A 25568-nucleotide genomic window follows, 5' to 3' on the forward strand; every position below is an offset into this window, starting at 1 on the left:
TGAGTAAAATGATATGAATATAAACACATCTCAGTCAACAGACAGCCTTAAAGGCACTGCTGGAAACGCGATTTCTACTGCGGAAGGTAAATTAGCCAGTAAAGAGACCAGCGAACAAAGCGGTTTTTTTGATAAATTGACGTCTCTAATGTTTGGCTCACCAGAGCCAGCCAAATCTAAGGCCGAATTAGCAAGTGCTCAACAGGGCGAGGACGCTGTGAGTGACCCGCTGTCTTCACTAAAAAAGGTAGGCTGGACGAAAGCGCAACTGGAACACTTAACGCCAAAAGAATTAGATAAAGTGGCTAGTCAGCAAGGGATTAGTGTTGACCAATTACACCAGTTGATGAGTCAAATGCCCGATGCGGCAACGGTTGAACCGTCAGTTGAGAGTGTCAAGAATAAAGGTGAGTCTGCTACGCAACCAGCACCGTTAGGCAAGGATAAAGCGGTTGATGTGCCTTCGGCTATGGACGAAGGTAAGCAATTGCTCGGTAAGTTACAGCAAGCCAATCAAACATTAACGCATGCTTCTTCTCAAAAAGCGCATGGCAAAGACTTGCCACAAACTCCTCTATCACAGGTCAAACCGCTTACCTCGCCTGAAGCTGAGGGAAGTAAAAGTGCACAATCTGTCGAGGAGTCTCTGAAGGAAACCTTGGTTGAAAAACCGATCAGTCAAACAGAGCTCGCGCAATTGATTGAGCTTAAAAAACAACACCCAGAGATGTCTGAACAAGATTTAACAAAATATCTTGTTGCCCAACGGGTGCAACATGAACAAAAGTCGGCTCAGCAGGGTGACGCCTCAGCTATTGGAGGTGCGCCAAGCCACCCTTCTACTCAGCCCAGTCCACCGATTGGTCCACAAGATACTGCTAATAAATCGACTGGCATCAATGATGCGGCGAGTAAAACTCATGTTGTTAATCAAGGCGCGCATCAGGTACCCATGCAGTCTCAGCCTAGCTTGCAGCCGGGAAATCCAACAGCAAGCGAGCATAAAGCGATGCCACAAGTACACACGTCTTCTGCCGGGCAAGATGGTTCAGCTGTGGCGCATAATACCGCGCAAGGTAATGTTACGTCTCAAAATCAAGGCGCGAATCCTGCAGCTGCCGCGTTCATATCGGCTGGAATGGCCAAAGGTCCCGTGAATACAGTGCCAGATAAAGGCATCAGTGAAAAAGCACTGAGTGCAATAACGGATATGAAATCGGCGAAACGTGGTCAATCAGTTCAAGATAGCACCTTGGCAGGACAGATATCTTCAGCGGCTGGGCAACAATTAACGGCGACGCAAAAAGTGGATGGAACTCAGCAGGCAGCATCACCTCAACTACAATTATCCAAAGAGGGGGCTGACCAAGTGGCTGAGAAAGTGCAGATGATGATGTCAAAAAATCTAAAAACGATTGATATCCGACTTGATCCACCTGAAATGGGGAAAATGCATATAAAAATGCATATGAATAATGATGGCGGTGCGAGTGTGCACTTTACCGTGGCGAGTCATCAGGCTCGAGATGCAATTGAACACTCGATGCCACGCTTAAGAGAAATGTTATCACAGCAAGGTGTTCAACTAGGCGGTACCTCGGTGCAACAAGATGGCGGAAGTCAACAGCAAAGTTTTGCCTCGGCAAACGGTGGTCAATCGCATTCTAATCGCCAACCTGGCGCGGGCGTTGCCACTGGAACTGCAGAAAACCTTGATGGAGACATCAAACTTGATTTGAATGTCGCATCAAAGCGTGATGGAATTTCTTATTATGCGTAAAATGCATAAAATGAACGAAAACATAAATACTTAGGATAGATATGGCAGACGAAGAAGCGCCGAAAAAAGGCAAAAGCAAGCTACTTATTATCATTATTGCCGTGGTGGTGTTGCTCTTGGGAGGCGGAGGCGCTGCATTTTTCCTAATGGGTGGAGATGACGCGGAAGCCAAAGCGGATAAAAATGTCACGCAGGAGGCGGCTAAACCTGATTTACCCGTCGCTTACGTTAACGTCGCCGAACCCTTTGTCTTTAATGTTACCGGAGACTCTCGCAGCCGTATGGTTCAGATCAAGGTGCAATTGATGGTCAGAGGCCCGAAAAACGAAGAATTAGCACGTTATCATTCGCCACTCATTGAGAGTACGTTGTTGTCGACGTTTTCTTCAGCAACTTTGGAGCAGTTACGGACGCCAAATGGACGAGTCGAACTTCGTAATCGCGCCACGGACGATATTAAAACCGCACTGGGTAAAGCGATAGGCTCGCCAGTCATTGAGCGGGTTTTATTTACTGATTTTGTAATGCAATAGGTGAGATGTGACTGATCTATTAAGCCAAGATGAAATTGATGCGCTGTTACACGGTGTCGATGGGGTCGATGATGAAGATGATGATGACGGTGCCCAGCCACAAGCGCAATCCATGTCTTTTGATTTTTCGTCTCAAGACCGTATCGTCCGTGGACGAATGCCGACACTGGAACTTATTAATGAACGATTTGCCCGCCACTTACGCATAAGTTTGTTCAATATGCTGCGTAAAACAGCGGAAGTGTCGATCAACGGCGTACAAATGATGAAGTTTGGCGAGTATCAAAATACCTTGTATGTACCGACCAGTTTGAACATGGTTCGTTTTAGACCTTTAAAAGGTACAGCGTTGGTCACCATGGAAGCACGTCTTGTATTTATTTTAGTAGAAAACTTTTTTGGTGGTGATGGTCGTTACCATGCTCGAATTGAAGGGCGTGAATTTACCCCGACAGAGCGGCGTGTTATTCAGTTATTATTAAAAATCGTGTTCGGTGATTATAAAGAATCTTGGTCCCCCGTCATGGGAGTAGAGTTTGAGTATTTGGATTCAGAAGTAAACCCTAGTATGGCGAATATTGTGAGTCCCACGGAAATGATTGTGGTGAGTTCATTCCATATTGAAGTCGATGGCGGTGGTGGTGATTTTCATGTTGTGATGCCGTATTCCATGCTGGAGCCTATTCGTGAGCTGCTCGATGCTGGTGTGCAATCGGATAAGATGGAAACCGATGTGCGTTGGAGCTCGGCTTTACGTGATGAAATTATGGATGTACCAGTGAATTTTCGTGTCAATTTATTAGAAAAAGACATCGCATTGCGTGACCTGATGGATTTGCAGCCCGGAGATGTCATTCCTATCGATATGCCGGAACATGCAACGATGTTTGTGGAAGAACTGCCGACCTATCGTGTAAAAATGGGCAAATCTAACGATAAACTAGCGGTACAGATTTCAGAAAAAATTCGCCGCCCAGATGTGGTCAAGACCGATTTAGCATTCTTAAGTAAAGACATTATGGCTGAGCTTGATGAAGAAGATCATGATGATAAACAAGAGCAGGGAAATGATTTTCCTGGTTTAAATTGATAGAAAGGTAGCAAGAGATGGCAAAGAGCGAAGACGAAAAGCTGGCAGATGAGTGGGCAGCGGCTCTCGGTGAAGATCCCAGTGCTCCTGAAATTGATGTGGATGAAGTATTAGCCGCACCTCTAGAAGACTTAAAAGATACATCTCCACCGATCAGTGATGATGAACGTCGTAAGTTAGATACGATTATGGATATCCCGGTCACCATTTCCATGGAAGTCGGGCGTTCGAAAATCAGTATACGTAATTTATTACAATTGAACCAAGGTTCAGTTGTTGAACTGGATCGTATTGCTGGTGAAGCCTTGGATGTTATGGTCAACGGGACGTTGATTGCCCACGGTGAAGTGGTAGTGGTCAATGATAAATTTGGTATTCGTTTAACCGATGTTATCAGTCAAACTGAACGTATTAAGAAATTGAGATAGCGATGAAAAAACGCATAGGCTTGTTTCTTATTCCTATACCGGCTTGGGCAGATACTGCTCAAGCCGGTCAGTTCGATATGGTAACAGGTATTGGATCGTTACTGTTTGTATTAGCGTTAATTGTTTTTTTAGGTTGGTTACTCAAACGCATGCGTATCCCAACGATGGGACAACAAAAAGGCTTACGAATTGTACGGCAGATTCCAGTGGGTACGAAAGAACGCATCATGATTGTGGAAGCTGGTGGTGAACAATTTCTCGTTGGTTCGACGACACAGTCGATACAATTGATTTCTAAACTGGAGCAACCATTGTCGGAAGAAGAAGCGGCCATGACTCCTTTTGCCCAACAATTCAATCGGTTATTGAAAAAGAATGACAACACTACTGCAAACTAAACACGGACGTTGGTCTATGACTACGCTACTGAGTGTGGTGTTAGGTGTAATGCTCGCCATTCTACCTACAGTATCTTATGCCCAGCAAGAAGATGGCTCATCGAGTAGTCAAACCTACAGTGTGAATTCATCCACGGGGGGAAGTGCTCGTTCCATGGAAATCACGAATGGTAGTGGCGGTATACCAGCAGTGACTATGCGTACTAACGCTGATGGCAGTCAAGATTACTCGATTAAGCTGCAAGTCTTAGCGTTAATGACGTTGCTCGGTTTCTTACCGGCTATCGTAATTTTGATGACGTCATTCACACGTATCGTCGTCGTGATGTCGATTCTACGCCAAGCTATGGGTTTGCAACAAACCCCTTCTAATCAGGTGATTATTGGTATTTCTCTGTTTCTGACGTTTTTTATTATGTCGCCAGTGTTCAATAAGATTAATGATACCGCTTTACAGCCGTATTTAAACGAAAAAATCAATGCGCGTCAGGCATTTGATCTCGCAGAGCAACCGATGAAATCATTTATGCTAAAGCAAACGCGTATTAAAGATCTCGAGACGTTTGTGAATATTGCTGGCGCGAAAGTGGACGACCCACAAGATGTGTCGATGGCCATCTTAATTCCTTCGTTTATTACCTCTGAACTGAAAACGGCTTTTCAGATTGGCTTTATGTTGTTTTTACCCTTTCTAATTATTGATTTGGTGGTCGCATCGGTATTAATGGCAATGGGTATGATGATGTTATCGCCAATGATAGTATCCTTACCCTTTAAACTCATGCTATTTGTGCTGGTCGATGGGTGGAACTTGATTTTATCAACCCTCGCCGGCAGTTTCGTGATGTAATTTAAGGAGACGCAATGACACCTGAAATGTTCGTTGAGCTCTTTCGTCAAGCTTTGTGGATGGTACTGATGATGGTGTGTGCCATTGTTGTGCCAAGTCTATTGATTGGTCTGGTTGTCGCGGTGTTTCAAGCGGCGACGTCTATCAATGAGCAAACGTTGAGTTTTTTACCGCGTCTGATTGTGACTTTACTAGCATTAATGTTTTTTGGACACTGGATGACCCAAACAATGATGGAGTTTTTCTATGCCATGATTGACAGGTTACCGGATGTCTTACATTAGGGCTCATAATGGTTTTTGATGAAAACACGATAATTAACCTCATCGCTAACTACTTTTGGCCATTCACACGTATTTCTGCGATGTTGATGGTTATGACGGTGACCGGAGCGCGATTCGTATCACCGCGTATCCGCTTATATTTATCATTGGCGATTACGCTGGCGGTCATGCCTGCTATTCCTCAAGTTCCTCAATCGATTGAAGTCATGTCATTACGTGGTTTTATGATCACGTTTCAACAGATTGTGATTGGCGTCAGCATGGGAATGGTCACACAGTTTATCATCCAAACCTTTGTATTACTTGGACAGATCATCGGTATGCAGTCGAGCTTAGGTTTTGCCTCTATGGTCGATCCGGCGAACGGACAAAGCACACCGTTACTTGGCCAATTATTTATGTTTTTGTCGACACTGTTTTTTTTGGTCAGTGATGGTCATCTGGAGATGATTCATTTAGTGGTCATTAGCTTTAAAACGTTACCTATTGGTGACGGGAGCTTAAACAGTATTGATTTTCGTGAAATGGCTCTATGGTTAGGGGTTATTTTTCAAGTTGGTTTACGGATGTCGCTAGCAGCAGTTGTAGCCCTCCTGACGATTAACTTATCGTTTGGCGTGATGACCCGAGCAGCACCGCAGTTAAATATCTTTTCTCTCGGGTTTTCCTTAGCGCTATTAGTCGGCTTATTCTTGTGTTGGTATTTGATTGGCGGGTTATATCATCAATATGAAGTATACTGGCAACAGGGTGAAGAACAATTGTGCCGATTAATTCGTGCTAATTGTTAACTAAGGAGGCGTAGTTGGCAGAATCCGATGGTCAAGAAAGAACCGAAGACGCCACGGCCCGAAGGCTGGATCAAGCGAAGGAAAAGGGCCAAGTTGCTCGTTCCAAAGAGCTTGCTTCAGTGTCGGTTTTAGTGGTGGGAGCCGTATCGTTAATGTGGTTTGGGCAGACTCTGGCCCAAGGACTTTTCAATACCATGCAACGCTTATTTTCCTTAAGTCGCAGCGAAATCTTCGATTTAGATAAATTATTTCAGATAGCAGAAGGGGCGATTACTCATCTGTTCTTTCCGGTATTTTTAATTCTCATTACCTTGTTTGTTGCGGCCTTATTCGGCGCATCCGCGCTAGGTGGTATTAGCTTTTCAGCTGAAGCTGCGCGGCCGAAGTTATCGAAAATGAGCCCTTTAGCAGGCATTAAACGTATGTTTGGTGTGCAAAGTTTAGTCGAGCTGGTGAAGTCTATATTAAAGGTGTCGCTTGTCGCTGGAATGGCTTTCTTTTTAATTGTACGTTCAAAAGAGGATTTGTTTCAGCTACCGTTTGATGTTTTTCCGCAGAATATCTTCCACGCTCTCGATATTTTGATGAACTTTGTATTGTTGATCAGTTGCTCATTACTCATTGTTGTTGCCATTGATATTCCATTTCAAATTTGGCAACACGCTAATCAATTAAAAATGACGAAACAAGAAGTTAAAGATGAACACAAAGATACGGAAGGTAAGCCTGAAGTGAAAGGGCGGATTCGTATGCTTCAGCGTGAATCAGCTCAGCGGCGGATGATGTCAGATGTACCGCAGGCCGATGTCATTGTGACGAACCCAGAACATTTTTCGATTGCGCTGCGTTATAAGCAAGATTCAGATAAAGCGCCGATCGTCGTTGCGAAAGGGGTTGACCATATGGCGATGAAAATACGTGAAGTAGCCCGCGAGCATGATATTACCATCGTTGCCGCGCCCCCCTTAGCTAGGGCGCTATATCATACGACAGAACTTGAGCAAGAAATCCCCGACGATCTGTTTATTGCTGTTGCTCAAGTATTAGCGTATGTCTTCCAGTTGAAACAATATCGGCGCCGCGGTGGTCAGCGCCCTAAACTCAACGAGGATAACATGCCGATCCCACCCGAGATGCGTTACTAGCTGATTCACTTATCCGGCACGTTCAAAAGCACAAGTAGCGCCCCATGTCCGCCAAATTCTAATGGTGCTTGATGAAAAGCCATTACATCAGGATGTTGCGCCAGCCATAGTGGAACTTTTTGTTTGAGAATATGTTTGCCAATACCGTGTTGTACGCACGCACAGACTTCGCTTTGCTTAATACAATAAGCGATCATCGCCCCTAATTCGCGCTTAGCTTCGTTTTGCGTCATACCGTGTAAATCCAAAAATACTTCTGGAGCATAGACGCCACGGCGTAATCTTTTGACTTCATATTTAGAGACATCCTCTCGCGCATAGCGCATCGGTCCATCGGTATTTAACACCGGAGTGAACTCATCAGAGAAATAAAAGTCATTATCGGTTGCTTCGCGTGCTTGCCGGCGAATTTCTTTCTGTTTTTGGTTTCTTATTGGCTGTTGGATTATGGTATCCTGATGAAACTTTTTTACGCCTTTTACTGCGTCCCGAAATAAAGCGAAATCGTCATCGGCAAAAAACTCATGTGAGTCTTTTCCGTTGGTGTCTTTTTTGTCCATAAGGGAAGTTAAACTTATATTAATCATAACTGGCAGTATTGTAGCGCTTTTTGGAGGCAAATTTGGATAAGATTTTCGTCGATGAGGCGGTTTCTGAGCTGTACACGCTTCAGGATATGATTCGCTGGACGGTCAGCCGCTTTAATGCAGCACATTTATTTTATGGTCATGGTACAGATAATGCGTGGGATGAAGCGGTTCAACTGATATTACCGACGCTTTACTTACCGATTGATGTGCCTCCTCACGTATTAAATTCACGCTTAACCAGCAGTGAACGTTTACGTGTTGTGGATCGTGTTATTCGTCGTATTAATGAGCATACGCCAGTCGCTTATTTGACGAATAAAGCTTGGTTCTGTGGCTTAGAGTTTTTTGTTGATGAGCGAGTTCTTGTACCACGTTCGCCTATTGCGGAGCTGATTCAAAATCAATTCCAGCCATGGGTTACCGATTCCCCATTTCGTATTATGGACTTGTGCACTGGCAGTGGCTGTATTGCGATTGCATGTGCTTATGCGTTCCCAGATGCAGAAGTGGATGCCGTTGATATTTCTGTTGATGCTTTGCAAGTTGCCGAGCAAAACATTCACGAGCATGGTTTAGAGCAACAAGTGATTCCTGTGCGCTCAGATTTATTGCGTGATGTACCAGAAGTCGAATATGATCTGATTGTGTCAAATCCGCCTTATGTGGATGCCGAAGACATGGATAGCCTGCCTGATGAATTTCGTCATGAGCCAGAGCTTGGTTTAGCAGCCGGCACCGATGGACTGAAACTGGTTCGCCGTATTCTCGCTAATGCGCCAAAATACTTAACGGAAAAAGGCGTGTTGATATGTGAGGTGGGCAATTCAATGGTTCACCTTATGGATCAATATCCAAATATTCCATTTACTTGGGTAGAGTTTGAAAATGGTGGACACGGAGTATTCATGTTAACACGTCAGCAATTAGTTGAATGCGCCGATGAGTTTTCATTATACCTAGACTAATCAATGTCTCAGTTCATTAATATAACGCCAGTCAACGACTGGCGTTTTTTTGTCTGTGACAAGGTCAACTTGGCCGAATTAAGTCTTTACATCAAATCGTAATAACGCCACTATTGATTTACGAAGAATAGAGTAATGCGGCTTATCAGCACCTGCTGGTAAGTGCTAATAATCGAGGAACGCATGGCAGGAAACAGTATCGGGCAACATTTTCGAGTGACCACATTCGGAGAAAGTCACGGTATCGCACTAGGATGTATCGTAGATGGGTGCCCTCCAGGTTTAGCGTTGAGTGAAGCGGATTTACAAAAAGACTTGGACCGCCGTCGTCCAGGGACTTCGCGTTATACCACGCAACGTCGTGAACCGGATGAAGTGAAAATTTTATCAGGGGTGTTTGAAGGCCAAACCACGGGCACATCGATTGGTTTGCTGATTGAAAATACTGATCAGCGCTCTAAAGATTATTCTGATATCAAAGACAAATTTCGTCCTGGACACGCCGATTATACCTATCATCAAAAATACGGTGTTCGTGACTATCGAGGTGGTGGCCGTTCATCTGCTCGAGAAACCGCAATGCGAGTTGCAGCAGGCGCTGTCGCTAAAAAGTACTTACAGCAAGAGTTTGGTATTGAAGTCCGAGCGTATCTTTCACAAATGGGAGAGGTTGCGATCGATAAAGTGGATTGGAGCGAAATTGAAAACAATGCGTTCTTTTGTCCAGACGTCGATAAAGTTCCTGAATTTGATGAGCTAATTCGAGATCTTAAAAAGCAAGGAGATTCAATTGGCGCCAAAATTCAAGTCGTTGCCACGCAAGTGCCGGTTGGATTAGGGGAGCCTGTTTTTGATCGCCTAGATGCTGATATCGCCCATGCGTTGATGAGCATTAACGCAGTCAAAGGCGTTGAGATTGGTGATGGTTTTGATGTGGTTGCTCAAAAAGGCAGTGAGCATCGCGATATTTTGACACCGCAAGGTTTTACTAGTAACCATGCGGGGGGGGTACTAGGCGGTATCTCCAGCGGTCAAGAGATTGTGGCTAATATTGCCCTCAAACCGACATCAAGTATTACTATTCCCGGTGAAACAATTACTCAATCAGGTGAATCGGCTGAGCTTATTACTAAAGGTCGCCATGATCCGTGTGTTGGCATTCGGGCGGTACCGATCGCGGAAGCGATGCTAGCCATTGTCTTGATGGATCATCTATTACGCCATCGTGGTCAAAATAGTCACGTGCAAACTGAAACCCCGCATATTTAAGCGGAGTTTGTCATAAAGACGTCGCTGTGCAGCGGCGTCTTTTGGCTTTATCCTTTACCTCTGCGTAAAAATCTGGACAATGCACACGTCTAATTCGAGATATAACCTCAGCCGTAAGCCTATGACCCACCAATATGAAGATTTAATTCGTCTGTTTAACCAAACATTTTATGCTGATTATCATACCCAATTAGTCTTGGGTGGGGATGAGCCTATTTATCTCCCCGCCGATGACGTGACGCCTTATCATCGAATTATATTCGCGCATGGTTTTTATTCGTCGGCCTTACATGAAATCTCTCATTGGTTAGTCGCAGGCCCCAAACGACGTTTATTAGAAGACTTTGGCTATTGGTACGAACCAGACGGCCGTACACAAGAAGAGCAAGCGACTTTTGAAGCGGTAGAGGTTCGCCCACAGGCGTATGAATGGATCTTATCTGTCAGTGCAGGGTTTCCTTTTACTGTTAGCTGCGACAACTTAAATGGAGAGTTTGAGCCTGATAGAGTGCAATTTATGACACGCGTTCATCGCGAAGTGTTAAGCATTTTAGCCGCCGGATTACCGACACGGGTGGCCATGTTATCGCACGCCTTACAGACGTTCTATAATACGCCACCATTGAGCGCAGAGCAGTTTATAGTGAAGTAATGAGAATATTATGATTATTGAATTTGAAGAAAAAATGTTAAATATGATCGATGAGTTGTATAGCACCGCAACGGAAGATGAGTTGTTTGCCGGTGGTTACTTACGTGGTCATATTTCTCTATCAGCGGCTGATTGCGAGGAGCAAGGCATTACCGATGTTGATGTCCTGAAACAGCGTATAGAGGCCAGCCTGCATGAGACTCGCTCTGAATTGAGCCCTAAAGATCGCCAAATTGTTCAACAAGTTTGGCAAGATCTATTGCGCCGTGGGTGAGTAAGTACATTCTATATTTTTGAACAAGTGCATTAGGGTTTTTAACTTGTGAGTCGACCGTTGAGTGCTAAAGTAAGAAGTAGTCAAACAACTTGAGGATGAAAAATGAAAGTTATTGCTTATGGAGCGAGTACTAGCTCAACATCAATTAATAAAGCATTAGCCACCTATGCAGCTAACCAAATTGATGGCGCAGAGGTTAAAGTACTTGATATCAACGATTTTCCTGTACCAATGTTTAGCGAAGATAAAGAAAAAGAGATTGGACAGTCTGAAAGTGCACAAGCTTTCCTTGATGAAATTGCGTCGGCTGACGCACTCGTCATTTCTTTTGCTGAGCATAATGGTCATTATCCAGCCGCGTATAAAAACCTGTTTGACTGGGCAGCACGCATTAATAATAAAGTTTTTCAGGAAATCCCTGCTGTCTATTTGTCGACCTCTCCGGGTCCTGGCGGAGCGCAATCCTCGTTATCTGCGGCCGTGACATCCGCGCCATTTTTTGCAGGTAATGTCATCGAATCTTTATCGGTACCAAGCTTCTATGACCATTTTGATTTAGCAACAGGTCAAATGACGAACCCCGAGTTTGCTGAAAAAATTACACAGGCGGTGAATAAACTGACCGTGTAGCTTATAAACCAACGCGGTAAAGAAAAAAGCCCTCGTTATTATTCTACGAGGGCTTTTTATTTGACCGAATATAATGGGGTTAGATGTCCGTACTAGGACGATGCACGATCGCTTTTCCTTTTTTTAGTTTGCGTACCCACATACGGCTGGGATGCAGCGTTTCTAATACGCTAGCCGGGAACGGTATTGGCTGCTGACACATTTGCGATGCAAGTACTTCACCCAGTAATGGCGCAGAAGTTAAACCACGTGCGCCAAGTCCGAGAAAGGCGTAAAGATTGGTATAACTTGCCACCGGCTTCACTTGATTTCGTTTCATGGTGTTTAGCTTGCGATAGTCGTTAAGAATATCGGTAAACCGGCCAATATTACCAATGAAAGGTAAATGATCACGGCTCACGCACCGTACTCCTTGGCGTGAAAAATTATCCGTAGCATCGACAGACTCTGTCCAAGGTTGTGATACGCAGTTACGCAGACGTTCGGTGTTCTCTTTTTGTGCCTGAGGTTCAAATTTTGTATCGGTTTGGTTACGGTGATAACTTGCACCAATACAGTGTGTTTGCGTCTGGGGATCAACAGGGGTCATATAACCGTCATAACATAGTACAGTATTGAGTTGGCCAAGTGTCTCATTGCTTGGTACATGGCTCACTTGCCCTTTAACTTTACCCAGTGGCATATGTTGAGTTTGGGTGAAATGATCAAATTGATCTCCGGTCGCGACAACGACCGCTTGGTGTAGCCAAGTTGATTCTCCATCACTTACTTGCCAATGTTGTGACGTTTCTTGCCAGTCCAGTGATTGAATCTCGCATTGATACCTTATGGTTAAGCCACGTTGCTCTAATTGTTGTAATAGGCCTGAGGTGAGTTGTTCCGGGCTGACCCATCCGCCAAGCGGATAATACACGGCAGGTAGTCCAATGGTTTGTCCGGTAATGGTATCAGTTTCGTTGGCGGTTAAACCATGTACGAGCTCTGGAGCAAACTGGTCTTGTAGCAAGCGATTAAGCTTTTTCATCGCTTTGTCATCCCACATGAGCTGAGTCACACCGCACCAGTCATGGGCAAAGTCAAACTGCTGCGCCGCATTGTCCATAAATTGACGAGCGAAGACAAAAGCAGGAGCAAAAACGCGAGAAACATCATCATGATTAGCGTTCAGTAACGGGTAAACAGCGCCTTGGCGATTGCCTGATGCACCAGTTGCTGTCTGCTTATCTTTGCAATACAAAGTCACGTTAACACCACGGTTAATGAGTGCTTTAGCTAAGCTGGCACTGGCAATCCCGCCGCCAATAATGGCAACATCGGTAAGGTTATCTGTACCTTGATAAGCAAACCAAGGTAGGATATTGGTATAAGGCGTTTTATTCTCTAGGTGGCCGACGAGCATATCGCGTTTTGTGCCAAATCCTTTGGCTTTTTTCATTGCAAAGCCAGACTCAATCAACCCGCGACGGACAAAGCCTGCGGCGGTGAACGTGGCGACACTACAGTCTTGCTTGGCTAAGTTTGCCATACCATTGAATAATTTTTGACTCCACATGTCAGGGTTTTTACTTGGCGCAAATCCATCCAAAAACCATGCGTCGACCAAACCTTGCTCAGCTGTTGGAACTTCAGGTAAACAGGTTTTGATATCTCCAAACCAAAGGTCTACAGTAATCAGACCGTCAGCAAAGAGCATCCGATGACACTCAGGGATGACTAGAGGATAAGCCGCTTGTAACTGCTGGGCATAGGCCGATAGTTCAGGCCAAGATTGGTGAGCTTTGATTAAATCATCTTTCGTTAATGGGTATTTTTCAAAACTGATAAAATGAAGAGACTTGAGTGGCGCGTCGGGATTCTCTCGGCGAAAGTTGTCGAAACATTGCCAAAGCGCTAGAAAATTTAAGCCTGTCCCAAATCCTGTTTCGGCAACAACAAAATGGGATTGTTGATGCGTGTGCCAGCGTGTTGGGAGTTGGTTTTGCGTAAGAAACACATAACGGGTTTCGTCCAATCCATTGACATTAGAAAAGTAGACATCATCAAATTGGTCTGAAACGGGTGTACCTGCGTCATTCCAGTCGAGATGTGCATGGGTAATAGAAGTAGTCATGGTGATTTTTGGCCAACGCTGCGGTAAGAATACAGGCGATTGTACGGATTTATAGGAAAGCTGACCACTTCTGTTACTAGAAATCTGTTATCATTAGAAAGAATTTTGAATTATAGGAATGTCACATGAAACGAGTCGTAATCACCGGTATGGGGATTATCTCAAGTATCGGTAACAACGTCGAAGAAGTGTTAGCGTCTCTAAAAGCAGGCAAATCAGGCATTACCGCTTCAGAGGAATTTAAAGAACATGGTTTACGTTCTCAAGTCTGGGGTGACCTGAAGATCAACCCAGCTGAGCATATTGACCGCAAGCGTATGCGTTTCATGGGGGATGCGGCTTCTTACGCATACCTAGCACTCGAGCAAGCGATCGAAAACTCCGGTCTTGCTCCTGAACAAGTATCAAACGATCGTACAGGTATTATCGCAGGTTCTGGCGGTGCATCCGGCTTCAACCAAGCGGCGGCGGTTGATACGGCCCGTGAAAAAGGCGTGAAGCGTGTGGGGCCTTACATGGTTACACGTACCATGGCGTCAACGGTATCGGCATGTCTTGCGACACCGTTTAAAATTCGCGGCATCAACTACTCAATCAGTTCTGCATGTGCGACGTCTGCACACTGTATCGGTAATGCGATGGAGCTTATTCAACTGGGTAAGCAAGATGTTGTATTTGCTGGTGGCGGTGAAGAGCTGAACTGGACCTCATCGATCATGTTTGATGGTATGGGTGCGTTGTCCACTAAGTACAACGATACTCCAGAAAAAGCTTCACGTACTTACGATGCAAACCGTGATGGTTTTGTTATCTCTGGCGGTGGCGGTATGGTCGTTCTTGAAGAACTGGAACATGCTCTAGCCCGTGGCGCAACGATTTACGGTGAAGTAATCGGTTACGGTGCGACTTCTGATGGCTACGACATGGTAGCGCCATCAGGTGAAGGCGCAGTTCGCTGTATGAAGATGGCAATGCAAGGCATTGATTCGGTGGATTACGTTAACACTCACGGTACATCAACCCCTGTTGGTGACGTGAAGGAACTGGGCGCGATTCAAGAAATCTTTGGCGAGAAAAGCCCAGCAATCTCCGCGACAAAAGCGATGACAGGTCATGCGCTTGGTGCCGCTGGTGTGCATGAAGCTATCTACTCAATGCTGATGATGAACAATAACTTCGTGACACCAAGCATCAATATTGATGAGTTGGATGAAGCGGCACAGGGGTTAGACATTGTGACAGATACTCGCGAACAAGAGTTGAACACGGTTATGTCAAATAGCTTTGGTTTCGGCGGTACCAACGCCACATTGGTAATGAAAAAATACCAAGGCTAATCATCTGTGCGTCATAAGTAGAGTGTGGCAAGTGGTATAAGCAAACATCCCGTACCGACACTTCACGTTTACTTAGCTCATTATGCCCGGCTACCGTTAGGTGCCGGGCGTTTTTATTCTCGACACTGTGCTGGCTTTTTTGCACAATGATTTCATTGTTAAAGAGTATGAGCCATTATGAAAATTCTAATCGATGAAAATATGCCCTACGCTGAGCAGCTCTTTAGTCAGCTAGGTGAGGTAGTGCTAAAACCTGGCCGTACACTAACGGCTGATGATTTAGTGGATGTGGATGCGTTAATGATTCGCTCGGTGACGAAAGTTAACGCTGACTTGCTAGCAAAAGCGAATCAACTTAAGTTTGTCGGTACGGCAACGGCAGGTATGGATCACGTCAATCAAGCGCTACTACAAGAGAAAGGGATTCATTTCACTGCTGCACCTGGCTGTAATAAAGTGGGCGTGGCTGAATATGTGTTCAGTGCGTTGCAAGTATTATCTCAGCAACATGGTTTTTCAGTGTTTGATAAGACCGTGGGGATTATTGGAGCCGGTCAAGTTGGCAGCTACTTGCATGAATCGTTGTCAGGGGTTGGGGTTAAGACGTTACTCAATGATCCCCCTAAGCAAGCCGCCGGCGATAGCCGTGAGTTTACGCCATTGGAGACGTTATTAGAGCAAGCCGATGTAATTACCGTGCATACGCCTTTAACGGTGGATGGTGAATTTCCAACCCACCACCTGATTAACGATCATGTTCTTACAAATCTTAGGCCCGATCAGATCTTAATTAATGCCGCGCGTGGCCCCATTGTCGATAATGCGGCGTTAAAAGTGCGCTTGCAAAAAGGCGATGGATTTACCGCTGTGCTTGATGTCTTCGAGTATGAGCCTGAAGTCGATATGACGCTGCTACCTTTACTTGCTTTTGCAACACCACATATTGCAGGGTATGGCTTGGAAGGTAAGGCACGTGGCACCACCATGATTTATAATAGCTACTGCGAATTTCTTGGGGTAAATAAAACCGCTCAAGCGAGCGAACTTTTGCCCATAGCACCATTACCACAGGTGCACTTATCACGTCAGTGGGATGAAGCAACTCTGTTCTCACTGACTCAACTGATTTACGATGTGCGTAAAGATGATGCCTTATTTCGACGCGTAATGCCGAAAGAAGGTGCGTTTGATGCTATGCGTAAGCAGTATTGGGATAGACGCGAATATAGCGCGCTAACCCTCGTAGGCGATGCAACATGCGAATTAGCACCGCTAGCGAAATTAGGTTTCAATATTGAGGTTAAACAATGAGCCAAAAATTTAATATCGCCATCCTAGGCGCCACTGGTGCAGTAGGTGAAGCGATTCTTGATGTATTAAAGGAACGCGATTTACCTATCGGTGATGTGTTTCTATTAGCCAGCGAACGTAGTGAAGGTAAAATCTATCGTTTTCATGGTAAATCACTTCAAGTTGAAAATGTCAGTGATTTTGACTGGACACAAGTTCAGGTTGCTTTCTTCTCTGCAGGAAGTGAATTGTCGGCTGAGTGGGCTCCGATAGCCGCTGACGAAGGTGTGGTCGTGATTGATAACACGTCACAATTCCGTTACGAATTTGATGTACCACTTGTTGTGCCTGAAGTGAATGCATCGGCAATTGCTGAGTTTCGTAATCGTAACATCATCGCCAACCCGAACTGCTCAACCATTCAAATGCTGGTGGCATTGAAGCCGATTCATGATGAAGTGGGTCTTGATCGTATTAATGTATCAACTTACCAGTCGGTATCTGGGGCAGGCAAAGCGGGGATTGATGAGTTGGCCGGTCAAACAGCCAAATTGTTGAATGGTTTACCACCTGAAACTGAAACGTTTAGTCAACAAATTGCGTTTAACTGTATTCCACAAATTGATGATATGCTGGAAAATGGTTACACCAAAGAAGAAATGAAAATGGTGTGGGAAACCGAAAAAATCTTTAATGATCCGTCTATTCGCGTCAATCCTACGTGCGTACGCGTCCCTGTTTTCTATGGCCATGCAGAAGCTGTTCATGTTGAAGCTCGTGGCCCTATTGATGCAGAGCAAGTCACAGAGTTGTTGAAAGCGGCTGAAGGCATTGAGGTGTTTGAAGACAATGACTTCCCGACTCAGGTGAGAGATTCTGGCGGAAAAGATACCGTGATGGTCGGACGTATTCGTAATGAACTCGGTAATCCATGTGGCGTGAACTTATGGGTTGTTGCTGATAACGTACGTAAAGGCGCCGCCACAAACGCAGTACAAATTGCTGAAATCTTAATGCGAGATTATTTGTAATCGTTTTTGATGATATGAAATGCAAAAAACCACCATTACGGTGGTTTTTTTTATGATGCTGCGTCGTGGGCTTTCGGATTATTTTTACATGATCCTTCTGCACACTTGCCGTATAAATACAGGCTATGGTTAGTTAGGTTAATATTGAATCGTTCGGCAATCTCATGTTGTCTACGTTCAATCATTTCATCATTGAATTCAATAACTAAGCCACAGTCTAAACAAACAAGATGGTCATGGTGTTCTTGAGTAGATAATTCAAACACCGATTTACCACCTTCAAAGTGGTGTCTTGTCACGATACCTGCATCATCAAATTGGTTTAGTACACGATAAACGGTAGCAAGACCAATTTCTTCGCCAAGATCGATAAGTTTTTTATACAGATCCTCAGCACTAATATGTTGGCACTCAGGTTGCTGTAGTACTTCTAAAATTTTTAGCCGTGGAAGGGTGACTTTAAGGCCAGCATCCTTTAGCGCTTGGTTATTATCCGACATATAGTTTCCCGTTGATGCTCTGCATGAATAACAGAAGTCAGTGTAAAGCGTATTATAGTGGAGTCATGTTAAACATTAAACCACGAAGTTAAAAGGGGTACTCATAATTGTCCCGCTCACCTAACATCTCGACATGATAACACGTATTTCGCTCGCCTATTTATATAAAAATCGTTTACTTTAGACAATATATATCCCTTAACTGAACAAAAGCAAGGTCAATATATATAATTAAATCAATAGATTAATGTGTTTTATGTTTTTCGCACCTTTGCTGGGTTACGCGAGATCGCGCAAGAAATAGAGAAGTGCAAAATTGAGTAAAGAAATATTTTTATCTGTTCATTTCGTTATGTGTTGTCAGTGGCATTTGCTAGCAGACGGACACAATGCACACCGTCACTAATAAAAGCATAGCAGGAATAAGAAGAGTACAACTGGGGGAGGGGAGAGAAATACTCTCTACCCTAATTAAATTTAGGGCAGAGAGTATGGATTAATCTTCTAGTTCAGATAAACACATTTCGGTATAGATTTGGTTAACCCACGTTGATACGCGTTGATCTGTTAATTCTGGCTGACGGTCTTCATCGATACACAAGCCAACAAAATGGTTTTCATCGGTCAAGGCCTTAGAGGCTTCAAATTCGTAGCCTTCTGTAGGCCATTCGCCAAGGATCATGCCGCCCTTTGCTTCGACGATATCACGAACCGTACCCATCGCATCACAAAAATACTCAGCGTAATCTTCTTGATCGCCACAACCAAAGACAGCCACCAATTTACCTGAGAAATCAATGGCTTCAAGTTCAGGGAAAAAGTCATCCCAATCGCACTGTGCTTCACCATAATACCAAGTTGGGATGCCTAGCATCAGAAGATCAAAATTATCAATGTCTTCTTTACTGCTTTTTGCAATATCTTGAACATGAACCAGTTTTTCACCAAGTTGTTTTTGGATCATTTTTGCAACTGCTTCAGTGTTGCCTGTATCACTCCCAAAGAAGATACCTACACTTGCCATAAAATCATTACCTTTAAATAGTTATGGGTTGACCACTCATTTGGTGTGTTCTAATCACTCTATTCGATGAGTTGACCACACCGCAGATATAAGGCTCGGGACCTATACAATGTATAAAAGAACGGCTCCACAACGTTTAACGACGTTTGCCTAAGCACTTGCCAAGACAAGTGAATGCACGCAGGGTTCACGAATAAGCGAGTGAACCGACGTAAACTGTATGGTCATTCCATATCCCCGTTACATGGGCGCACTATACCATTGTTAAACCGTAAAGTTAATCTGCCACCATGCCCATTTATCCGGATAGGAACCGTTTTATTGCTAAGTTTATGCGTCGTGTAAGAATCGGCGAATTACACGTAAAACTTCTGTGGGTTTCTCTGCATGCAACCAATGGCCTACATTGGCAATGACATGCGCTTTGGAATTCGGGAACTGCGTTTGAATCGATTTTTGATGTTCAGGCATGAGGTAATCCGAGTCAGCCCCTTTAATGAACAGAGTAGGAATAGTGTTGGGTTCAATGTCATTCCATCCTAAAATATGACGATAATTGGCTTCTAAGGCTGAGACATTAAAGCGCCATGCCATATGCTCACCAGTATTATAGAGAGATTTTCCGACAAATTGACGTACTCCCTCCATTTCGATATGTTCAGCAAGCACTTGCATCGCATCGCGGCGTGATTGAGGTTGTTGTTTTATTACCGCATTGAGTCCAGCAAAAACAGCATCATGGCGAGCGTCTGGATAGGTAACCGGCGCCATATCTAATACAATTAATTTATCCACGTGTTTGGGAGCAATGTCTGCGAATTTCATCGCGGCTTTGCCACCCATAGAGTGCCCGACTACAATGGTGTTACTGAGCTGGAGATGTTCAACTAATTCTTTGATATCCTGCGCAATAAGTTCGTAGTTATGCTCGTCACTATGCAGTGATAATCCATGATTACGAAGATCAACACTAAGCACTTGATAGTCGTTTTTTAGATCCCGTGCCAGTAAGCCTAAGTTGTCTAAATTTCCAAACAAACCGTGGATCAATATAATGGTGTGACCTGCACCTTCGAGTTTATAATTGAGTAATGATGACATTTTATCTTATTAGTGATTGGTTTAACGTAGAGTCTCAGCGAAGATCTCGCTATAATCCCCTAGAGTTTAAACATTGAGATTGTGAAAAGCGAATGAAAACAATTGAGGTTGATGAGGATCTATACCGTTACATTGCCAGTCAAACATTGCATATCGGAGAAAGTGCGTCAGATATTTTACGCCGATTGCTTAATGTTGAAGGACAGGTTGACGTGGCGGCACAGCCTGCGGCGGTGCATAAACCTGAAGATCAGGTTGCACAGGGTATAGTAGTCAGTAAAGATGCCGCTCAAGACAAAAAAGTTGATAGCGTAAAAGCGATGCGAGAGCTGTTAATTTCCGACGAATTTGCTGAATTAAAAAAAGCAGTAGATCGTTTTATTTTGGTGCTTTCTACGCTCTACCAAATCGATCCAGAACGTTTTTATGACGCAATGGAAGTAAAAGGGCGCAAACGCGTTTATTTTGCTGACAATGAGCAGACACTGTTGTCTCATGGACAAACGACAAAACCGAAATCGATCCCCAATACACCACTTTGGGTGATCACCAATAATAACACGAGTCGCAAACAACAGATGGTTCAGCAAGTAATGGATCGCATGAGCTTCCCTGCTGATATTATCGAAAAAGTGATTCACTCCATTTAATTTTGGAGTAGTGTACTGATCGAACATTCTGCATAAACCTCATAACTGTTTGGATCATTTATGGGGTTTTTATTTGCGCTTTGATTTTAAGGACGTCATATGGCTATGCACCCACGCGCAGGAAAAAAAGCGCAACAAAAAGATCTCACCAATATACCGGCTTTAGTCGCGAACTATTATTTATTACAACCAGATGCAACCAATCCGGCACATAAAGTCGAGTTTGGAACCTCAGGGCATCGTGGAAGTGCCGATAAAACGACGTTCAATCAAAATCATATTTTGGCGATAGCCCAAGCGATTGTGGATATTCGCGAAGAGAATAATACCACCGGCCCAACGTTTGTTGGTAAAGACACGCACGCGTTATCAGAACCTGCATTTAGTAGTGTTGTCGAAGTGCTCATTGCCAATGGTATTGAAGTGATTGTACAAGAAAACAATGGCTATACACCGACTCCAGGAATTTCCCATGCCATTTTGACGTACAATCAAACTCATCAACGACAAGCAGATGGTATTGTTATTACACCATCTCACAATCCCCCACAAGATGGCGGGATAAAGTATAACGCTGTACACGGCGGGCCTGCAGAAGCCTCGCTCACAGAAGCGATTCAAGACCGTGCTAATCAATATATTGCTGACAAGCTGCAAGGTGTGAAGCACATCGCGATTGCAGAAGCAAAGATATCCCCTTTATTTAATCAACGCGATCTTGTTCAACCGTATTTAGATGATTTAATCAATGTTGTTGATATGAGTGCCATTCAAAATGCGAATTTGTCGGTGGGTGTCGATCCACTTGGTGGTAGCGGTATTGAATATTGGCGCCGTATTGGTCAACAATACGAGCTGAACTTAACATTGGTAAATGACACGGTTGATCCTAGTTTTCAGTTTATGACGCTTGATAAAGATGGCGTTATTCGTATGGATTGCTCATCGCCACATGCCATGGCCGGCTTACTTGCGATGAAAGATCAGTACGATTTAGCTTTTGCAAATGATCCTGACTATGACCGCCATGGTATTGTTACGCCTCAAGGATTGATGAACCCTAACCATTTCCTCGCTGTTTGTATCGATTATCTTTATCGCCATCGCGAAGGATGGGGCAAAGATGTTGCCGTAGGCAAAACGCTCGTATCGAGTGCGATGATCGATAAAGTCGTCAGTGACCTAGGCCGTGAATTGTGTGAAGTGCCGGTTGGTTTCAAATGGTTTGTGGACGGTTTGTTCACAGGTCGTTTTGGTTTTGGTGGTGAAGAAAGTGCAGGGGCATCTTTCTTACGTCATAACGGTCACGTCTGGTCGACCGATAAAGATGGCATTATTTTGTGCTTATTAGCGGCTGAAATCACTGCAGTGACGGGTAAAAATCCACAAGAGTATTATAACGATCTCGCGGCGAAACACGGTGACTCTCATTATAATCGCTTGCAAGCGGTAGCAAATGGTCCACAAAAAGAGATACTAAAGAAACTATCGCCGGAAATGGTCACAGCAGAAACCTTGGCGGGAGATACCATTACCGCACGTTTGACTCATGCTCCGGGTAACGGCGCCGCGATTGGTGGCTTGAAAGTGACCACTGATTTCGGCTGGTTTGCGGCGCGTCCTTCAGGCACCGAAGATATCTATAAAATTTACTGTGAGAGCTTTAAAGGCGCTGATCATTTGAAGTTAATCGAAGAAGAAGCCCAGGCGATTGTGAATCAAGTGTTTAAGAATGCTGGTTTATAATTTTTACCGATAAGTTTTATGAAGGTTGATGATAAAAAAGAGCGCAAAGTATTGCGCTCTTTTTTTATTATTCTAGTTATTAGGCCATGCATCCGGCAAGATAAACCAAAATTGTCCCGATTGGCTTTGACAGTGAACAAACCCTTCACCGCTCCCATCATAACGAGGTGTATTATCGCTTCGACCTATTATCCATTCTGGTTTACTGAGTAAAAATAATGGCTCGTTAATACGGTGTGTCTCACTGTGATAGCACCAGAAACCCGTAACTCTGTCTGGATTAATCTTAACGGTATACTCGGGTTGATAATGCTCAAAGGTAAGGGTGTCAGGAATAGGCTCTTTATCAAAGGGATTGACATACAATCGTCCTTGCATTAGCAGGTGCTGACTTAATGCATACCAGTCTGGGTAGGCCTGTCGAAATGCCTCACTTTGTGAAAACGGCAGTTGTTTCTCTAGCATATGCTGAATTTTTAAATCTAAGCGGTCATGCGCGTGTGGTCCATACCAAAACCCTTGCTTTAATAAATAGAATTTTACCGCCACCTCCCAATGCTGCCATGATTGACTGCGATGCTCATTAATGAAATCAATCGCCCCTAATGTGCGTCCTTGTGCGTTGATTTGCAGTTCTTCATAGACAGAATGGTAGTCTGGGTGATGTTGGAACAACTTGCCGCACAGGTATTGATACACAAACCCTAAGCGATGGTTGCCCGTATAGGGGTCAAAAGATAGCGATTGATGTGATAAAAATGGCGAATGAGATTCAATCGGTGGCGCACCACTTACAATTGCTGGTGAATTGATCACCCATTGAGTTAGACGAGGTAAATTCATAGCGGAGAAAGCTCTGGGTTATTTCGACATTCATGTATGAAATTGTTATAACCTTCTTATGAGTTGGATGCAATGGAAGAGAGTATGAATCATTTAGAATTAGAAACGCTAATCAATAGCGAGTTGTCTCCACAATTGATAAAAGACTATTCGCCCAATGGATTACAGGTGGAAGGCAAAGCCGATATCAAAACGATCGTGACGGGAGTGACCGCTTCTCAAGCATTAATCGAATACGCGATTGCAAAGAAAGCGGATGCTATTTTAGTGCATCACGGTTATTTTTGGAAAAATGAGCCGCAGCAGATACGCGGTATGAAAGGCCGGCGCATTCGCTCGCTGATGAAACATGATATTAATTTATACGGTTACCATTTACCGTTAGATATTCATCCCACGTTAGGCAATAACGCACAGTTAGCTGCTTTTCTTGGTATTCATTCAGTCACTGGACTAGAAGATCATCCGCAATCTATCGCCATGAAAGGTGAGCTTGCTGAGGCGGTGACTGGTTCAGAGTTTGCCAAACGTATTGGTAAAGCACTCAATCGAGAACCTTTGCATATTGCGCCAGAAAATGCTGATAAACTGATTAAAACGGTTGGTTTTTGTACAGGGGGCGGGCAGGATTTTATTGATTTAGCTGCTGAACAAAAATTGGATGCCTATATATCAGGGGAAGTCTCGGAGCGAACCACATATTCTGCCCGCGAACAAGATATCCACTATTATGCAGCGGGGCATCATGCAACTGAGCGTTATGGGGTGAAAGCATTAGGTGAGTGGTTAGCAAAAGAACATGGTTTAGATGTTGAATTTATTGATATTGATAATCCAGTGTAGTCGATATTATTCTCAAATAAACAAATAAACAAATAAACAAATAAAAAAGGGCGAAGTAATTTCGCCCTTTTTACGTTGTAGTCATTGCCATTTGGCGATGAGCTTACACTATGTTATGAACGCTCTCCCATTGAGACGAAATCGCGTTTCTCGTAACCGGCGTATAACTGACGTGGACGGCCGATACGCTTACCTGGGTCACTGTGCATTTCATTCCAATGAGCTATCCAGCCTATGGTTCGGGACATAGCAAAAATAACCGTAAACATGGATGCTGGGATTCCAATCGCTTTAAGAATGATACCTGAGTAAAAATCTACGTTTGGATAAAGCTTTTTATCAATGAAGTAGCTATCGGCAAGTGCAATTCTCTCTAGTTCAATCGCCACATCAAGTAGTGGATCTTGTACCTTCAACTCTTTTAACACTTCATGGCACGCTTCACGCATTACCGTTGCACGCGGGTCGTAGTTTTTATAGACACGGTGACCAAAGCCCATTAAACGGAATGGGTCATCTTTGTCTTTTGCTCTGGCAATAAATTCAGGAATTTTATCGACGCTACCAATTTCTTCGAACATGCGTACACACGCTTCGTTCGCTCCGCCGTGAGCAGGTCCCCATAAAGAGGCGATACCAGCGGCAATACATGCAAATGGGTTTGCGCCTGACGAACCCGCTAACCGTACAGTAGACGTTGATGCATTTTGTTCATGATCGGCATGAAGAGTGAAAATCTTATCCATAGCCCGCGCAACTACTGGGTTGACTTCATATTCTTCGCAAGGGGTCGCGAACATCATATGTAAGAAGTTTTCCGCATAGGTTAAATCATTACGAGGGTAGATAAATGGTTGGCCTGTTGAGTATTTATAACACATAGATGCCAAAGTCGGCATTTTTGACAACAAGCGATAGGCTGCAATCTGACGATGTGAATCGTTATTAATGTCCAAAGAGTCGTGATAAAACGCCGCTAGGGCACCGACCACACCACACATAATTGCCATTGGGTGTGCATCACGACGGAAACCATGAAAGAAGCTGGCTATTTGTTCATGGACCATAGTATGACGAGTGACTGTTTGCAGAAACTCCTCATATTGTTCACGAGAAGGCGCTTCACCATACAGTAAAATATAACAGACTTCGAGATAGTCGGCATTATTAGCCAATTGATCAATGGGGAAACCACGGTGTAATAACACCCCTTTTTCACCATCAATGTACGTGATTTGAGATTCACAAGATGCAGTGGCAAGAAAACCAGGGTCAAATGTGAAGTAGCCATTTGAGCCCAAACCTCGAACGTCAATTACTTGGGGGCCCAGTGTCCCGTCTATAATTGGCAGTTCGATCGGCGCTTGACCTTCGATATGAAGGGTAGCTTTTTTATCTGCCATAACAATCT

At 44.1% G+C, this 25568-nt stretch carries 27 protein-coding genes; 20 read left to right on the forward strand and 7 right to left on the reverse strand.

Annotated features, from left to right (window positions below):
• Nucleotides 1-13 precede the first annotated feature (13 nt).
• The 9 genes from OCU30_RS03670 to flhB are packed head-to-tail and all read left to right on the forward strand — an operon-like array spanning nt 14 to nt 7299.
• Nucleotides 14-1780: a flagellar hook-length control protein FliK gene (locus OCU30_RS03670; RefSeq protein WP_077311557.1), complete on the forward strand. Its 1767-nt coding sequence runs from the start codon at nt 14-16 to the stop codon at nt 1778-1780.
• Between the two features lie 41 nt (nt 1781-1821).
• Nucleotides 1822-2313 (forward strand): flagellar basal body-associated protein FliL, encoded by a 492-nt coding sequence (gene fliL / locus OCU30_RS03675; protein WP_077311559.1) that lies wholly within the window; start codon nt 1822-1824, stop codon nt 2311-2313.
• 7 nt (nt 2314-2320) lie between these two features.
• The gene (fliM, locus tag OCU30_RS03680; RefSeq protein WP_077311561.1) at nt 2321-3403 is read left to right on the forward strand and encodes a flagellar motor switch protein FliM; all 1083 of its coding nucleotides are present in this window, start codon (nt 2321-2323) and stop codon (nt 3401-3403) included.
• A gap of 17 nt (nt 3404-3420) precedes the next feature.
• Nucleotides 3421-3831, forward strand: a complete 411-nt coding sequence (fliN, locus tag OCU30_RS03685; RefSeq protein WP_077311563.1) for a flagellar motor switch protein FliN — start codon at nt 3421-3423, stop codon at nt 3829-3831.
• A gap of 2 nt (nt 3832-3833) precedes the next feature.
• Entirely contained in the window at nt 3834-4229 is a 396-nt protein-coding gene (gene fliO / locus OCU30_RS03690; RefSeq protein WP_077311565.1) for a flagellar biosynthetic protein FliO, read from the forward strand.
• A 49-nt stretch (nt 4230-4278) separates the two neighbouring features.
• Nucleotides 4279-5079 (forward strand): flagellar type III secretion system pore protein FliP, encoded by an 801-nt coding sequence (gene fliP, locus OCU30_RS03695; RefSeq protein WP_420856676.1) that lies wholly within the window; start codon nt 4279-4281, stop codon nt 5077-5079.
• Nucleotides 5080-5093: 14 nt separating this feature from the next.
• The gene (gene fliQ, locus OCU30_RS03700) at nt 5094-5363 is read left to right on the forward strand and encodes a flagellar biosynthesis protein FliQ (protein WP_077311567.1); all 270 of its coding nucleotides are present in this window, start codon (nt 5094-5096) and stop codon (nt 5361-5363) included.
• A gap of 8 nt (nt 5364-5371) precedes the next feature.
• Nucleotides 5372-6154 (forward strand): flagellar biosynthetic protein FliR, encoded by a 783-nt coding sequence (gene fliR / locus OCU30_RS03705; protein WP_077311569.1) that lies wholly within the window; start codon nt 5372-5374, stop codon nt 6152-6154.
• Between the two features lie 14 nt (nt 6155-6168).
• Entirely contained in the window at nt 6169-7299 is a 1131-nt protein-coding gene (gene flhB, locus OCU30_RS03710) for a flagellar biosynthesis protein FlhB (protein WP_077311571.1), read from the forward strand.
• 5 nt (nt 7300-7304) lie between these two features.
• Here the strand turns inward: flhB and smrB are convergent, their stop codons facing one another.
• Entirely contained in the window at nt 7305-7859 is a 555-nt protein-coding gene (smrB, locus tag OCU30_RS03715; protein WP_077311572.1) for an endonuclease SmrB, read from the reverse strand.
• 62 nt (nt 7860-7921) lie between these two features.
• Between smrB and prmB the strand changes: the two genes are divergently transcribed.
• The 5 genes from prmB to OCU30_RS03740 all read left to right on the forward strand — a co-directional run bounded on the left by prmB (nt 7922) and on the right by OCU30_RS03740 (nt 11682).
• Complete coding sequence (prmB, locus tag OCU30_RS03720) at nt 7922-8854, forward strand: 50S ribosomal protein L3 N(5)-glutamine methyltransferase (protein WP_077311574.1); 933 nt, start codon at nt 7922-7924, stop codon at nt 8852-8854.
• A 183-nt stretch (nt 8855-9037) separates the two neighbouring features.
• Nucleotides 9038-10123 carry a chorismate synthase gene (aroC, locus tag OCU30_RS03725; protein WP_077311576.1) on the forward strand — a complete coding sequence of 362 codons (1086 nt, stop codon included), beginning with the start codon at nt 9038-9040 and terminating at the stop codon, nt 10121-10123.
• Nucleotides 10124-10244: 121 nt separating this feature from the next.
• Complete coding sequence (locus tag OCU30_RS03730; protein ID WP_077311578.1) at nt 10245-10775, forward strand: elongation factor P hydroxylase; 531 nt, start codon at nt 10245-10247, stop codon at nt 10773-10775.
• 10 nt (nt 10776-10785) lie between these two features.
• Nucleotides 10786-11049, forward strand: a complete 264-nt coding sequence (locus tag OCU30_RS03735; protein WP_077311580.1) for a YfcL family protein — start codon at nt 10786-10788, stop codon at nt 11047-11049.
• Between the two features lie 105 nt (nt 11050-11154).
• Nucleotides 11155-11682, forward strand: a complete 528-nt coding sequence (locus OCU30_RS03740) for an NADPH-dependent FMN reductase (protein WP_077311582.1) — start codon at nt 11155-11157, stop codon at nt 11680-11682.
• A 79-nt stretch (nt 11683-11761) separates the two neighbouring features.
• Here OCU30_RS03740 and mnmC read toward each other — a convergent pair whose 3' ends face one another.
• A complete protein-coding gene (gene mnmC / locus OCU30_RS03745) occupies nt 11762-13792 on the reverse strand; it encodes a bifunctional tRNA (5-methylaminomethyl-2-thiouridine)(34)-methyltransferase MnmC2/FAD-dependent 5-carboxymethylaminomethyl-2-thiouridine(34) oxidoreductase MnmC1 (RefSeq protein ID WP_077311584.1) in 2031 nt (676 codons plus the stop codon).
• Between the two features lie 125 nt (nt 13793-13917).
• On the opposite strand from mnmC, the gene fabB reads away from it, so the two are divergent.
• The 3 genes from fabB (at nt 13918) to OCU30_RS03760 (ending at nt 17450) form a co-directional block, all read left to right on the forward strand.
• Nucleotides 13918-15129: a beta-ketoacyl-ACP synthase I gene (fabB, locus tag OCU30_RS03750; protein WP_077311586.1), complete on the forward strand. Its 1212-nt coding sequence runs from the start codon at nt 13918-13920 to the stop codon at nt 15127-15129.
• 177 nt (nt 15130-15306) lie between these two features.
• Nucleotides 15307-16440: a 4-phosphoerythronate dehydrogenase gene (locus OCU30_RS03755; protein WP_077311588.1), complete on the forward strand. Its 1134-nt coding sequence runs from the start codon at nt 15307-15309 to the stop codon at nt 16438-16440.
• A complete protein-coding gene (locus tag OCU30_RS03760; protein ID WP_077311590.1) occupies nt 16437-17450 on the forward strand; it encodes an aspartate-semialdehyde dehydrogenase in 1014 nt (337 codons plus the stop codon). Before OCU30_RS03755 ends, OCU30_RS03760 begins: the two co-directional genes overlap by 4 nt.
• A 50-nt stretch (nt 17451-17500) precedes the next feature.
• On the opposite strand, the gene fur is transcribed toward OCU30_RS03760, so the two are convergent.
• From fur to OCU30_RS03775, 3 genes are all read right to left on the reverse strand, one after another.
• Entirely contained in the window at nt 17501-17950 is a 450-nt protein-coding gene (gene fur / locus OCU30_RS03765) for a ferric iron uptake transcriptional regulator (protein ID WP_077311592.1), read from the reverse strand.
• Nucleotides 17951-18446: 496 nt separating this feature from the next.
• A complete protein-coding gene (fldA, locus tag OCU30_RS03770) occupies nt 18447-18974 on the reverse strand; it encodes a flavodoxin FldA (protein ID WP_077311594.1) in 528 nt (175 codons plus the stop codon).
• A 330-nt stretch (nt 18975-19304) separates the two neighbouring features.
• A complete protein-coding gene (locus tag OCU30_RS03775) occupies nt 19305-20075 on the reverse strand; it encodes an alpha/beta fold hydrolase (RefSeq protein ID WP_077311596.1) in 771 nt (256 codons plus the stop codon).
• A 92-nt stretch (nt 20076-20167) separates the two neighbouring features.
• Here OCU30_RS03775 and seqA point away from each other — a divergent pair, with 92 nt between their 5' ends.
• Together seqA and pgm are read left to right on the forward strand one after the other, a co-directional pair.
• On the forward strand, nt 20168-20725 hold the full coding sequence (gene seqA / locus OCU30_RS03780; RefSeq protein WP_077311598.1) for a replication initiation negative regulator SeqA: 558 nt from the start codon (nt 20168-20170) through the stop codon (nt 20723-20725).
• 99 nt (nt 20726-20824) lie between these two features.
• A complete protein-coding gene (pgm, locus tag OCU30_RS03785) occupies nt 20825-22471 on the forward strand; it encodes a phosphoglucomutase (alpha-D-glucose-1,6-bisphosphate-dependent) (protein ID WP_077311600.1) in 1647 nt (548 codons plus the stop codon).
• A 72-nt stretch (nt 22472-22543) separates the two neighbouring features.
• On the opposite strand, the gene OCU30_RS03790 is transcribed toward pgm, so the two are convergent.
• Nucleotides 22544-23314 carry a DUF1853 family protein gene (locus OCU30_RS03790; RefSeq protein ID WP_077311602.1) on the reverse strand — a complete coding sequence of 257 codons (771 nt, stop codon included), beginning with the start codon at nt 23312-23314 and terminating at the stop codon, nt 22544-22546.
• A gap of 84 nt (nt 23315-23398) precedes the next feature.
• On the opposite strand from OCU30_RS03790, the gene OCU30_RS03795 reads away from it, so the two are divergent.
• Nucleotides 23399-24157: a Nif3-like dinuclear metal center hexameric protein gene (locus OCU30_RS03795; RefSeq protein WP_077311604.1), complete on the forward strand. Its 759-nt coding sequence runs from the start codon at nt 23399-23401 to the stop codon at nt 24155-24157.
• Between the two features lie 113 nt (nt 24158-24270).
• On the opposite strand, the gene OCU30_RS03800 is transcribed toward OCU30_RS03795, so the two are convergent.
• Nucleotides 24271-25560, reverse strand: a complete 1290-nt coding sequence (locus tag OCU30_RS03800) for a citrate synthase (RefSeq protein WP_077311606.1) — start codon at nt 25558-25560, stop codon at nt 24271-24273.
• Between the last annotated feature and the right edge of the window lie 8 nt (nt 25561-25568).

Source organism: Vibrio palustris (assembly GCF_024346995.1).
Classification (GTDB): Bacteria; Pseudomonadota; Gammaproteobacteria; order Enterobacterales; family Vibrionaceae; genus Vibrio; species Vibrio palustris.